Below are 12,822 nucleotides of genomic sequence, written 5' to 3'. Positions count from 1 at the left end.
TGTCATGAAACGCCGCGATTTTGACCTGTCACGACGAGCATTGGCCACGTGGCGCCGTCATCCGTAGCGATTTTCCGAACCGACTTCCGGTCGACCCGGGAAAATGTTTGAGCTGGGAACGACCCTAAGCGTGAAGCCGCTCGGCGGCTGTTCGTGGCGAACCATAATCGTTAGGCTATCCCTTTTTGCCCGCCTTCCGAGGCAGTTCGCCATGATGGGACGACCATGCGCTCAGATCGACCACAAGACTCTCACCTAGATGATACCTCTCCCCGCTATGCGCAACTGACCCAGCGCATTGCCGGCAAGGGCGCGAGCGCCTGGAACATTCATTTCCGCGCCAAGGCACGTCAGGCCCGCGGTGAAGACGTCATCATCCTGTCGGTGGGCGATCCCGATTTCGACACGCCGCCCTCTATCGTCGAGGCGGCAGTAGACAGCCTGCGCGGCGGCTCGACCCACTACGCCGAGGTGCAGGGCAAGCGGACGCTGCGCGAGCGTATTGCCAACTTTCACCGGACCCATGGCGGCCACGCAGACGCGAGCGCAGATAATGTCGCCGTGCTCGCCGGCGCACAGTGCGGCCTCTATGCCACGGCCCAGTGCCTGCTCGATCCGGGTGACGAGATCATCATTCCCGAACCGGCCTACGTCACTTATGAAGCCGTGGTCCAGGCCACCGGCGCCGTGCCGGTCTGGGTGCCGCTGTCCGCCGATGCAGGCTTCCAGCCACGGACCGCCGACATCGCCGCGTCGATCACGCCGCGCACGAAGGCGATCCTGATCAACAGCCCGCACAATCCCACCGGTCAATGCCTGACGCCGGCGATGTGGGACGCGATCGCCACGCTGTGCCGCGAGCACGATCTGTGGCTGATCGTCGATGCCGTCTACGCCGATCTGATCTTCGATGGCGAACATGCAAGCCCCGACAGCCTGCCGGGAATGCCGGAGCGCACCGTGATCATCAGCAGCCTGTCCAAATCCCATGCGATGACCGGCTGGCGCCTCGGCTGGGTCGTCGGCCCGCCGCCATTGATGTCGCACCTTGTCAATCTGGCCCTGTGCATGCTTTACGGCTGTCAGCCATTCATCCAGGACGCGGCGATTGCGGCGTTCGACGAGCCCCCGGCAGCGCTGGCCACGATGCGCGACACCTATCGACAGCGCCGCGATGCGGTGGTCGAGACGCTACGTGACAGCGAGATCGTCGCCACGCTGTCGCCGGCCGCGGGCATGTTCATGATGATCGACATCCGCGCCACCGGGCTCAGTACGCACGCTTTTGCTGATCGCCTGCTCGACGAGCACGGCGTGTCGGTACTCGCCGGGGACGCTTTCGGCCCCTCCGCGGCGGGGTTCGTGCGGCTGAGCCTGACCGTGGATGCCGAGCGCCTGCGGGAAGCCTGCCGGCGGATCGAACGTTGCGCGCAGGAGTGCCACGGCGAATCCCGGCTGGCGGCCAGACCGATCAACGGCATGACAACCTGAGCCCAAATCCGCACAATATCGCGATCACGATATCGCCACCGATCAACGGCAGGAAAAACGCTCATGGCATTCAAGGACTTGTTCAAAGTCTATGTCGACGGACAGGAAGGGACCACCGGCCTGCGGCTGTTCGACTATCTCCAGGCGCGCGACGACATCGAGTTGCTGCGTATCGACAGCGACAAGCGCAAGGATCCGGCCGAACGGGCGCGCCTGCTGAATGCCGCCGATGTCGCTTTTCTGTGCCTGCCGGACGCCGCCTCCCGCGAAGCGGCGGCGATGGTCGAGAATCCGGACACCTGCCTGATCGATGCCAGCACGGCCTTTCGTACCGATCCGAGCTGGGTCTACGGCCTGCCTGAACTGAGCGATGGTCAGCGGGAACGGATTCGAGCCAGCAAGCGCATCGCCAATGTCGGCTGTCATGCCAGCGCTTTCATTCTGCTGGTTCGGCCATTGGTGGACGCCGGACTGCTGCCGGCAGACTACCCGCTCTCCGCGTTCTCGCTGACCGGCTACAGCGGCGGCGGGAAAGCGATGATCGCCGAGTACCGGAGTGACAGCGACGGCCGTCTGAACGCGCCACGCCCCTACGCCATGGGCCTGGGCCACAAGCATCTGCCGGAGATGCAACAGCACGGCCGGCTGGCGCAACCGCCGGTGTTCTCGCCGATCGTTGGTCCTTTCTTGAAAGGCCTGATGGTCAGCGTGCCGCTACAGCTCTCCCACCTTGGCGCGGGAACCCGGGCGGAAGCTCTGCTCGATGCCTACCGTGCGCACTACGCCGATGAACCTTTCGTGCAGGTCCGCCCGTTCGAAGCCCTCGAGAATCTGGACAACGGTTTTTTCGACGTTCAGGGCGCCAACGAGACCAATCGTGTCGACCTGTTCGTGTTCGGCAACGCGGAGCGCGTCTGCCTGGTCTCGCGGCTCGACAACCTCGGCAAGGGGGCTGCCGGATCCGCGGTGCAAAACATGAACGTGCATCTGGGGGTGGATGAGACGACGGGGTTGAGTGTCTGACGAAACGCTCCCCGGCTCTGGGTCCGAGCCTGGAATCTGCAGCCCAGAGCCATCAGCGCCGATACTTTTCCAGGTAGGCGTGAATCGCGGCAATGTCTTTCTCGCCATACCCGGCGTTGACGGCGTCGAACCAGAGATTGCGGATCTGTGACAGCGAGGGCAGCGCCTTGTCATCGCCGGCCTCCAGCGCCAGCCCCACATCCTTGAGGCCCCACTGCATTGCCATCTGCGGGTCGAATTCTCCGCTGGCGATCATGTCCAGCTTGAGTTTCATGTAGGGCGTGGCCAGCGGGCCGCCGTCGAGCACCTGCCACAGATCGTCGGTCGCGAAGCCCAGCGAATCGGCTAGATGCGCGGTCTCGGCGATCCCCTGCATCATCGAGATCAGCCAGGCATTGACGACGACTTTCATCCGCGCGCCCTGCCCGGCCTGACCCAGCCAGTGGATCTGCTTGCCCAGCACGTCGAAGATCGGGTCGACCACGGCGCCAGCACGGTCACGATCGCCGCTGGCCAGGATGCCGATCGCGCCCTGCTCCGCTGGCGCCTTGGTGCCGGAAACCGGGGCATCGATGAACACGATGTCGTCACGCACTTCGCCAACTTCGGCAATCAGCCGGTCGGTTTCGGCCGCGCCCAGGGTGCCCATCTGGATCAACGTCGCGCCTGCGGGCATCGCGGCCAGCGCACCGCCATCACCCAACAGCACCTCCCGCGTCACCGCGAGATCCGGCAACATCGTGATCACGGCCTTGGCCAGGCCCACCGCATCGGCGGGAGACACGGCAAGGCGCGCGCCATTCTCGACGAGACCGGTTGCCTTGTGGGGGGAGCGATTCCAGACGGTGACATCGAAATCGGCTTTCAGCAGATTGGTGGCGAAGGCGTGGCCCATGGCGCCCAAACCCAGCACGGCGACGGAACGGGAATCGGACATCGTAAGGATCCTCGACGAAAATGTAGGCTCCTGACTATAGACGAAAGTCCCGTTCTTCAAGCCAGCGACACGTTTCATCCTTCTGGCCCGCTTGCCGTGCTATCACTTCACTGCCCCGTCATCTCACTGCTCTGTCGTCTCGGCGCCCTGACGCCATAGCGACAACAGCGCTCCGCCGACAGGGTCTTCATCGGGCAGCGCGACCGCAGCCACCCGCCGGCAGATGGATTCGAGCTCGCCGGGCTGGCCACGCTCGACCTCCCATGACTGCCCCAGTGGATAAGCCCCCACCATGGTGAAGTCGTCGCTGGCCTCGAGGCAGGCATGACCGACGCCCGCCGGCAGCACCAGCGCGTCGCCCGCGGCGATATCGAGCTTGCAGCCGTCGGGGCCGCCAAGCCGGACATGCGCCAAGCCGCGGAAGACGCCCAGCGCTTCGTGCGCGGTGGAATGGAAATGGTCGAAATCGTAAAGGCCATAGCGCCATTGCGGTGGCCATCGATGGCGAGCGAACAGCGCTTCGAACCTCGCCGCCAAATTCTCTGCGGAAGTGTCTAGGATCTGGCGATAGATCAATACCGGCAGCGGCGAGTTGGGGAAGCCGCCGGTTTCATCGGCCTCGAGAACCAGCGTTTCGGGTTGTGGTTTCGTCATGACCTCCTCCTGGTCCTGGCATGATTGAGGGCCTCTACAATCTTGCAGACTCGATATCTTGAGCCTGGGAGACGCCCGCCCGGCCGTCGTCGTTCGTCATTTCAGTCTCCATGTCGAGCGGCATCCGATAGACCGCAATCAGGCTCAGCGCGGCGAACGGCAGCATCGGCCAGAGCGCCAGATTCTCGTTGGCGAACGCCTCTGCCAGTTAGCCACCGATCATCGGCATGACAAAGGCCATGGAGTAGCCGACGAAGGACATGCCGGCAGTCAGCGAGGCCACCGCTTCTCCCCGCTCCAGACACGGCGGCAGCGCCATGATCAGCGTGAGCTCGAGGGTGATACCAAAGCCGGAGATCACCAGTGCGACCAGCGAGGGCCAACCCTCCAGGCCCAAAAAGCCGGCCAGCCACAGCAACGCCAGCGCGCCCCAAGGCAGGGGGAACGGACGACGGAGGAGGGAACGGAGAATTGTGCGCGCGGACGCAGAGCCATGACACCACCCGATGAATGAGCGCAGGCGCCAGCCCTGCGCGATGACCAAGCCCAAGCGCTAGAAATTAGCAGAACCGAGCTGTGGAAGCGCAGCTTTTGCCTCTCGTTTCACATGCCGTGCTTGATGCCCCGATTGATCAGTACCCAATTGGCGGGATAGGAGGTGACGAAGCCAATCAGCATCGCGATCTGCATCATGAACCAGAACGGCGCCGTGAACGCATTCATCTCCCCCAGCCAGCCATAGAGAGCGATCAGCATCCAGACGTACATGCCGAACTGAAAGGCGATCAGCGACAGCGTATCGGCCTTGATCGCATCGCGTAGTGCAGCCCCGGGGCTCGCGTCGCTCATGGCGCGAATCGGCAGATACTGAAACAGCACACCGAACAGGTAAGCGCCGATGAAGGCCAGCACGAAATGCCCTAACACCGCCGAACCCAGCAGGGCAAAACCGGTAGCCGTGGCAATCGGCGCCGTGACAACATCACCCAGCGTGCAGCCCCCGCCACAGTGCGTTGCGGAAACGAAGACGCTCTGCCACTTGGGTATCTCACCGCCGTGGTGATGGTGACCGTGCCCCTCACGAGCGTGCTGAGCCTGTTTCGCCTGTTCCGACTTCGTCGGCGCACGCCCCATCCGGCGGTAGGCCCACCAGCCGAAGATCGGCATGTAGAGCCCGGTGATCGGCCAGGTGACATTCATGATGGCCATCGGCTGTGGCCGCTTCGAGACATCGACTGTAATCGCAAGCGCCGTGACCATACCCAGCAGCAGAAAGACCCAGGACCAGAAAATCAGCATCGTTTTGCCCTCCCGTGGCGATAGCTTGACGACAGAACGTCCCCATTCGTGTCGTGTTGAAAACATGCCTCAGGTATAGAAACCTTCGGCGTCGCCAACAAGCGACGTCCTGCACGGGGGTTGCTCAGACCGGTCGTTTCAGGAGCACGGATCATTGCAAAAACTGTTGTTTTATTATCAATAAAATTAGAATTAATGGTAGATATCCGCTTTTAATCACTACAAAAGAAAGAATAAAACGTAATTTCGACCCCTGGGCGTTGCTTCCCATCAATACCACCATCGGCTACCGTCAATCCGCGACAATTCTCTTATCGTTCTAATGATGAACGGCTACTTTATAAGCCGCCTCTCTTAATGCATCATCTCGCTCCATCATGCTCGCTGACACGATTGACCTCGGATCGGCGGTCCATCCCCTGGACACATCATCAACAGGATTTCGATCATGTCCGACACGCAACGACCTAATTACCGCGGCGCACTGACCGTCGTCACGACGATCTTTTTCATGTGGGGTTTCATCACCTGTCTCAACGACATTCTGATTCCCCACCTGAAAGCGGTCTTCTCGCTGAACTACACCCAGACCATGCTGATCCAGTTCACCTTCTTCGGCGCCTATTTCATCATGTCGCTACCGATGGGCAAGGTGCTCGCCAGGATCGGGTACAAGAACGCCATCAGCCTGGGGCTGTTGATCGCGGCGGTGGGCGCGGTGATGTTCTACCCCGCCGCTCGAGCGCCTTCCTACCCGCTGTTCCTGACCGCGCTGTTCGTGCTGGCCAGCGGCGTCACCATGCTGCAGGTCGCGGCCAACCCCTATGTCAGCCTGCTGGGGGCGGAAGGCTCTGCCTCGAGCCGGCTCAATCTGGCCCAGGCGTTCAACTCGCTGGGCACCACGCTGGCCCCGTACTTCGGCGGCATGCTGATCCTGGGCGCCGCGGTGCTGGGTGCCAGTGAACTCGCCGACATGTCCGGCGCCGACCGAATGGCCTACAGGGTCCAGCAGGCCCAGAGCGTGCAACTCCCCTACCTGCTGCTGGCCGCCGTACTCGCGATTCTCGCGGTGGTGATCTATCTGTGGAAACTGCCCAATTTCAAGGATCAGGCCCGCGACGATAGCCCGACCGAGAACGTCACCGCCGCCGAAGCCTTGCGTCATCCCCATGTGCTGTTCGGCGTCATCGGCATCTTTGCCTACGTCGGCGCGGAAGTGTCCATCGGCAGCTTCCTGATCAATTACATTTCGCTGCCGGATATCGGCAACATGAGCGAAAGCAGCGCCGCCAGCTATGTCGCCTACTACTGGGGCGGGGCCATGATCGGTCGTTTCATCGGCTCGGCGCTGATGCAGAAGATTCGTCCCAGCCTGATGCTGGGCGTGTTCGCGATCGTGGCGGCACTGCTGACCGCCGCGACCATGCTGACCTCCGGTCACGTCGCGATGTGGAGTATCGTCGCCATCGGGCTATTCAACTCGATCATGTTCCCGACCATCTTCACGCTCGGCATCGCCAAGCTCGGCCCGCTGACCAGCAAGGCCTCCAGCCTGCTGATCATGGCGATCGTGGGCGGCGCCATCTTGCCGGTGGCCCAGGGCGCGATCGCCGACACCGTGGGTATTCACCACGCCTTCGTGCTGCCGCTGATCTGCTATCTGTTCATCGCCTTCTACGGTTTCCGCGGCTCGCGCGTCATCGATCCGCATCCGTCGGTCCGGGGCGCGCACGCCGCCTCGCCCTGAACGTCCCGGCAGCCACATGAAACGCCCCTCCCGCGAGGGGCGTTTTCGATGGGGCCCTCGACTCGTCGATGCCGGGCATCGGTTCCCGGCTTCGATCCGTCATTCGGATGAGCGGTGGCTTCACCGACCGCGCACCACGCGCCCAGGCACGGCAGAAGGTCCAGGTCAGCCAGGCGCTAGCCGACAATGCGCAGGTCGGCTTCATCAACGGCTCGCAGATGCCGCTGCCCAATCCCGACGTACGCGTTATCCACTCAGTGCCCGGCAGTGGCGCTGTGCGGATTCCTCGATGACGCGTTTGGCATCGATCAGGATCTCGCGGCCCCAGAAGGCCGAATAGGCGCTGTCGAACGCGAGCGGCTCGAGGCGACTGGCGATACTCTCGACCGTGCTGGCGTCGAGAGGAATATTGTTGGGGTAGGACCACATGAACGACGCCATGCGATCCGGCGTCACCATCAGCGTATCACTGGTCAGCAGAACCTCCTGCGCGGGCCAGTGCAGCACGCTGGCGCCGGGGAAATGGCCGCCCAGGCAATGGATATCGATGCCCGGCAATATCTCGCGTGACGCCCCCTCCCAGAACTCGATGCGCGCATCCGACACGGTGACCCAGTCACGATCTGCCGCTTGTACGTAGATCGGGCAGTCGAACGCCTGCGCCCAATCCGCCATGGTGGAAAAGAAATGCGGGTGCGACAGCACGATGGCATCGAGTCCGCCGAGACCTTCGATGATCTCGATGGTCGCCTCGTCGAGTAGCGTCAGGCAGTCCCACAGCACATTGCCGGCCGGCGTGCGCAACAGGAAGGCGCGTTGGCCGATGGCGAAGCTTGGGGTGGTGCCTATCGCCATCAGCCCTGGCGCCATGTGGCGGAAGGTGTTGGTGTGACGGGTCGCCAGTTGGGTTGGCGTCGTCCAGCGCTGGCCCTCGACGGGCACGAATTGACGCTCGTCCTCGCAGATCCCGCAGTGCTCCGGCGGGGCCTCGCTCGGCGGATATTGCACACCGCAGGTAGCACAGATAAAACCATGATTACGCATCTCGACCTCCCCTGGAACCGACCCAGATCATCGCTCTTTTCAGTTCGCTTTATCAACGCCGCTTGTTATCAACGCCGCTTGTTATCAACGTAGCTTGAGGCCTTGCGCTTGCCAGCAATCGTCACGCTTTGCTGCCGTACCATTAGCCATTAGCCATTAGCCATCCGGCGATCAAGATAGTCGCCATGCCCACCAGCATTGGACCATCGGGTACCTCGCCGAATAACCAGAACCCCCACCCCATGGCAAATATCAGATAGGTGTAGTCGAATGTTCCCACCAGCGACGAAGGCGCAATCTGATAGGCCCGGGCGACCGCGAGGTTGACGCTCACCATGAGCAATGCATAGAGCCCGATCATCAGGTACACGATCGCATCGAGCCGCTGCCAACCGAGAGTGAGAAAGCCGGATGACGTTTCCGGCGCGACGACGACCACGACGACATTGCCGACCACCCCCGCCAGCAGGAACGCGAGATTGAGCCCCAGTGCCAGAAGCCAGGGAGAACTCTCACGACAGCGTGTCCGTGTCAGTACCATCGCGCCCGCATAGCAGAGCGCCGCCAGCAATGGCAGCAACATGGCCGGAGAGAACAGCTCATCTCCAGGGCGCAGCACGATCACGACGCCAGCGAAACCGAGCCATAGCGCGGTCCAGTGCCGCCGCGTCAGCGGCTCGCCTCCCAGCGCTGCCAGCACGGCGATGAACAACGGTGTCGTGTAGATTCCGACGGCGGCGATGCTCAGCGGAATCCAGGGCAGCGCAGCATAGAACGCGATCCACATGGCCAACAGCAAGACGCTGCGTACGCCGATCCAGCCCCAGGTATCGAGACGCCGTGGAAGGCGCTCGTACTGGCCTCGCCACCCCAGTATCAGTATCGGCAATGAAATAAGCGGCGCGATCACCAACAGTTGCCACAGAGAAAGCGTATCGCTAAGCCCCTTGACCAATGCATCGGCCAGGGCAAGGAGAAAAACCGCGCCGACGATCAGCAGAATGCCTTGGCGAGGGTTATCCTCAATTACGTAAGGTGCTTTCATGACGACTCCTGTCGGTGGCGATCGCCAGAGCGTGGCTCACCGACCGCACCCGTCACCAACGATGGCTGCGTCACCATCCATGAGCCTGGGTTATGTTTCCATTGAACCGCTCGCTGCCGCCCCTCGCCACTTTACTGCCGTTCGAAGCCGCCGCCCGGCTGGAAAGCTTTACTCGGGCCGCCGAAGAACTCGGCTTGACTCAGGCTGCCATCAGTCGCCAGGTACGGTCGCTGGAGAAGGATCTCGGTGCGGCGCTGTTCGAGCGCAGAAATCGGGGCGTCTTCCTGACCCCGGCCGGACGCCAACTGGCCGAGGTCATCTCCCAAGGCTTGTGCCGGATCGCGCAGCACGCCGACGACCTCCGCGGCGGAGAGCGCGCACCTCGAGTGATCCTTTTCTGCCAACTTTGCGAGGCGTTCTACTGGCTGATGCCTCGCCTGGCGACATTCAACCAGCGCCATCCCGATATCGATCTGAAGCTGGTGACATCGACCCGGCCGTTGACCGAGCAACGCGACCCGTTCGACATCGCATTGCAGACTCATGGCCGCCCGAGTGGCAACCACACATTGGCGTTTACCGCCGCGGATACCATTTATCCCGTCTGCAATCCGGATCATCCAGCCGCTCGAGATAGGCCAATCTCCCTGGACGCGTTGACCGATTTCGATCTGCTTCACCATCGGGCAGAGCCGCCCGACTGGATGGAGTGGAGCGACTGGTTCACGGCAATGGGCCGGGACGTGGCGACGCCGTTACCCGGAAAAGTGTTCGACAGCTATCCCCTGATGTTGCAGGCAGCGCTGGCCGGGCACGGCATCGCGCTGGGGTGGCAGCGCACGACCGAGCGGTCGATCGAAACCGGTGAACTGGTAAGACCCGTGGTGGAAGCTCTCATTCAACCCGAAGCGATCGCCGTCTACACTCACCGGGAGACCGTGGATCGCCACGCGTGTCGGGCGCTGCTCGACTGGCTGGAAGAAGCACTGAACGACCCACCCTGCTAGCGGTCACTTCACCCGCCCCGTCGCGGCGACTCCTGGCGAACGAACACTAGACGACCGGTCTATTCGAGACTAGAGTGGATGCATGAACCGCTCACTTGCCAATCGCGACGTCAAAACGCAGATCCTGGATATCGCTCAGTCCACCATGGGAAACCGAGGGTTTTCCGCGGTCGGGTTGAATGAAATTCTCAAGGCGGCCCAGGTACCCAAAGGCTCTTTCTACCATTACTTCGAGTCGAAAGAAGCGTTTGGAGTGGCACTGCTGGAACGTTACTTCAGCCGCTATCTGGCCGAACTCGACGAGTTGCTCGCTTCCAGTGACGAGCGTTCCGCCGTCTCGCGATTGATGCGTTACTGGCAACGGTGGGTGGAAACCCAGAGCGGGCACGACCTGCAAAGCCGTTGTCTGGTGGTCAAGCTGGGTGCCGAGGTCAGCGATCTTTCCGCTTCGATGCGTCAGGTATTGGAAAACGGCACCGATCGCATCATCGAGCGTCTGACCCGCGAGCTGACCCGCGCCCGGCAGAACGGAGAAATGGCTGACGATGGTGATGCCAGAGAGCTGGCTGCCTCGCTTTACCAGATGTGGCTAGGGGCCAGCATGTTGGCTAAGGTGACTCAGAACGATAGCCCGTTGCAGTCGGCGCTGAGCACTACACGACGCTTGCTCGATCAGGACTAGATCCAGGGCCGACGACTCGGCTCTTTTATTTTCCTCGCGACTAGACGACTGGTCTAATCGAATCAGATTCATTGAAGTGAAAGGAGTACGTCATGACGCAGAATCATGCGACCAACCGACAGTGGGTATTGGCCTCGCGCCCTCACGGCGAGCCGAGTCGGGATAACTTCCGCCTGGAAGAGACCGCGATTCCCTCCGTCACGGAAGGCACGGTCTTGCTGCGCACGGTCTACCTCTCGCTGGACCCCTACATGCGGGGCCGCATGAGTGACGCGCCCTCCTATGCCCCACCCGTGGAGATCGATCAGGTGATGGTGGGCGGCACCGTCAGTCGCGTCGTCGAATCTCGACATGCCGATTTCAAATCGGGCGACTGGGTGCTCGGCTTCACCGGCTGGCAGGACTATGCGCTGTCGGACGGCACGGCCCTGACCAATCTGGGCCAGCAGCCCGAGAATCCCTCCTACACCCTGGGCGTCATGGGCATGCCAGGCTTTACCGCCTACATGGGGCTGACGGATATCGGCAAACCCAAGGCGGGCGAGACCCTGGTAGTCGCTGCCGCTACCGGCCCTGTCGGAGCGACGGTCGGACAGATCGGCAAGATCAAGGGCATGCGGGTCGTCGGTATTGCCGGCGGCGAAGAGAAGTGCCGCTATGTGGTCGAGACACTTGGCTTCGATGCCTGTATCAACCACCGAGCCGAAGACTTCGAGGCCCAGCTCGAAGCCGCCTGCGATGCCGGTATCGACGTCTACTACGAAAACGTAGGAGGCAAGGTCTTCGATGCCGTCTTGCCGCTGCTCAATACTAGCGCCCGGATCCCCGTCTGCGGCGTGGTCGCTCAGTACAACGCGACGGATCTCCCGGCGGGGCCGGACCGTCTGCCACTGTTGATGACGACCATTCTCAAGAAGCGCCTCACCGTGCGCGGATTCATCATCTTCGACGACTACGGTCATCGCTTCGACGAATTCTTCAATGAGATGTCGCGCTGGGTCGACGAGGGTCGCATTCACTATCGCGAAGAGATCAAGCAAGGCCTGGAAAACGCCCCCGAGGCGTTCAACGGTCTGTTGAGGGGCGACAATTTCGGCAAACTCGTCATCCAGGTCGGCGAGCGTTGATTCCATGTCTCCGGATTCAGAGACATCAGGTCCCGCGACAACCCCTATCGTCACAACCCGAAAGGCGTTTATCCCATGAAAGTATTAATGGTACTGACATCACACGATCAGCTTGGTGACACCGGCGAGAAGACCGGCTTCTGGCTCGAAGAGCTGGCGGCGCCTTATGTCGTCTTCCAGGACGCCGGTGTCGATATCACGCTGGCCTCGCCCAAGGGTGGCCAGCCACCGCTGGACCCCAAAAGCGACGATCCGGCAGCGGATACCCAAGAGGTCAAACGATTCCGCGCTGACCCGGAAGCCATCAAAGCACTGGCCAGCACCCACGTACTGGCGGATGTCGATATCGATGATTTCGATGCGGTCTTCTATCCCGGCGGCCACGGCCCGCTGTGGGACCTGGCGGAAGACAAGACATCCATTGCGCTGATCGAACGGACCCTGCAGGCGGGTCGTCCAGCGGCCCTAGTCTGCCATGCCCCTGGGGTATTGCGTCACGTGAAGGATGCCGACGGCGCGCCGATCGTGAAGGGCAGGAAGGTCACCGGCTTCTCCAATAGCGAGGAAGAAGCTGTCGGCCTGACAGACGTCGTACCGTTTCTGGTCGAAGACGTACTCAAGTCACAGGGTGGTGACTACAGCAAAGGGGCAGACTGGTCTTCCTATGTCCTCGCCGACGGCCTGCTGATTACCGGTCAGAATCCGGGCTCCTCCGCCGAAACCGCGAAGGCGCTGCTGAAACAGCTCAACCAAAAGGGGTAAGTCG

Annotated in this window: 14 protein-coding genes; 7 read left to right on the top strand and 7 right to left on the bottom strand. The window is 61.9% G+C overall.

Translation table 11 applies throughout. The features are described 5' to 3' along the window. The first annotated feature begins 225 nt into the window (after positions 1-225). Both BTW07_RS14320 and argC read left to right on the top strand, forming a co-directional pair. Positions 226-1,491, top strand: coding sequence for a pyridoxal phosphate-dependent aminotransferase (locus tag BTW07_RS14320; RefSeq protein ID WP_075570859.1), 1,266 nt, complete (start codon positions 226-228; stop codon positions 1,489-1,491). A 63-nt stretch (positions 1,492-1,554) separates the two neighbouring features. Further along, positions 1,555-2,514, top strand: a complete 960-nt coding sequence (argC, locus tag BTW07_RS14315; RefSeq protein ID WP_075570858.1) for an N-acetyl-gamma-glutamyl-phosphate reductase — start codon at positions 1,555-1,557, stop codon at positions 2,512-2,514. A gap of 52 nt (positions 2,515-2,566) precedes the next feature. Here argC and BTW07_RS14310 read toward each other — a convergent pair whose 3' ends face one another. From BTW07_RS14310 to BTW07_RS14295, 5 genes are all read right to left on the bottom strand, one after another. Then, on the bottom strand, positions 2,567-3,451 hold the full coding sequence (locus BTW07_RS14310) for an NAD(P)-dependent oxidoreductase (RefSeq protein ID WP_075570857.1): 885 nt from the start codon (positions 3,449-3,451) through the stop codon (positions 2,567-2,569). A gap of 123 nt (positions 3,452-3,574) precedes the next feature. After that, on the bottom strand, positions 3,575-4,105 hold the full coding sequence (locus BTW07_RS14305) for a cupin (protein WP_075570856.1): 531 nt from the start codon (positions 4,103-4,105) through the stop codon (positions 3,575-3,577). A 34-nt stretch (positions 4,106-4,139) separates the two neighbouring features. Continuing rightward, positions 4,140-4,271 carry a hypothetical protein gene (locus BTW07_RS20275; protein ID WP_279626539.1) on the bottom strand — a complete coding sequence of 44 codons (132 nt, stop codon included), beginning with the start codon at positions 4,269-4,271 and terminating at the stop codon, positions 4,140-4,142. A gap of 42 nt (positions 4,272-4,313) precedes the next feature. Beyond that, positions 4,314-4,523, bottom strand: coding sequence for a hypothetical protein (locus BTW07_RS14300; protein WP_075570855.1), 210 nt, complete (start codon positions 4,521-4,523; stop codon positions 4,314-4,316). A 185-nt stretch (positions 4,524-4,708) separates the two neighbouring features. Next, positions 4,709-5,404, bottom strand: a complete 696-nt coding sequence (locus BTW07_RS14295) for a DUF4396 domain-containing protein (protein ID WP_075570854.1) — start codon at positions 5,402-5,404, stop codon at positions 4,709-4,711. Positions 5,405-5,852: 448 nt separating this feature from the next. On the opposite strand from BTW07_RS14295, the gene fucP reads away from it, so the two are divergent. Next, positions 5,853-7,151, top strand: coding sequence for an L-fucose:H+ symporter permease (fucP, locus tag BTW07_RS14290; RefSeq protein ID WP_075570853.1), 1,299 nt, complete (start codon positions 5,853-5,855; stop codon positions 7,149-7,151). 246 nt (positions 7,152-7,397) lie between these two features. Here the strand turns inward: fucP and BTW07_RS14280 are convergent, their stop codons facing one another. Both BTW07_RS14280 and BTW07_RS14275 read right to left on the bottom strand, forming a co-directional pair. Further along, positions 7,398-8,195, bottom strand: coding sequence for an MBL fold metallo-hydrolase (locus BTW07_RS14280; protein ID WP_075570851.1), 798 nt, complete (start codon positions 8,193-8,195; stop codon positions 7,398-7,400). A 142-nt stretch (positions 8,196-8,337) separates the two neighbouring features. Then, positions 8,338-9,240: a DMT family transporter gene (locus tag BTW07_RS14275; RefSeq protein WP_075570850.1), complete on the bottom strand. Its 903-nt coding sequence runs from the start codon at positions 9,238-9,240 to the stop codon at positions 8,338-8,340. 92 nt (positions 9,241-9,332) lie between these two features. On the opposite strand from BTW07_RS14275, the gene BTW07_RS14270 reads away from it, so the two are divergent. The 4 genes from BTW07_RS14270 to BTW07_RS14255 all read left to right on the top strand — a co-directional run bounded on the left by BTW07_RS14270 (position 9,333) and on the right by BTW07_RS14255 (position 12,818). Then, a complete protein-coding gene (locus tag BTW07_RS14270) occupies positions 9,333-10,247 on the top strand; it encodes a LysR substrate-binding domain-containing protein (RefSeq protein WP_075570849.1) in 915 nt (304 codons plus the stop codon). An 82-nt stretch (positions 10,248-10,329) separates the two neighbouring features. Beyond that, positions 10,330-10,929 (top strand): TetR/AcrR family transcriptional regulator, encoded by a 600-nt coding sequence (locus BTW07_RS14265; protein ID WP_075570848.1) that lies wholly within the window; start codon positions 10,330-10,332, stop codon positions 10,927-10,929. Between the two features lie 92 nt (positions 10,930-11,021). Beyond that, positions 11,022-12,056 (top strand): NADP-dependent oxidoreductase, encoded by a 1,035-nt coding sequence (locus BTW07_RS14260; RefSeq protein WP_075570847.1) that lies wholly within the window; start codon positions 11,022-11,024, stop codon positions 12,054-12,056. Positions 12,057-12,131: 75 nt separating this feature from the next. Next, positions 12,132-12,818 (top strand): type 1 glutamine amidotransferase domain-containing protein, encoded by a 687-nt coding sequence (locus BTW07_RS14255; protein ID WP_075570846.1) that lies wholly within the window; start codon positions 12,132-12,134, stop codon positions 12,816-12,818. Positions 12,819-12,822: the final 4 nt, after the last annotated feature.

The sequence above is a fragment of the Salinicola socius genome (assembly GCF_001937195.1).
Classification (GTDB): Bacteria; Pseudomonadota; Gammaproteobacteria; order Pseudomonadales; family Halomonadaceae; genus Salinicola; species Salinicola socius.
This window is presented reverse-complemented; position numbering and strand designations above follow the sequence as displayed.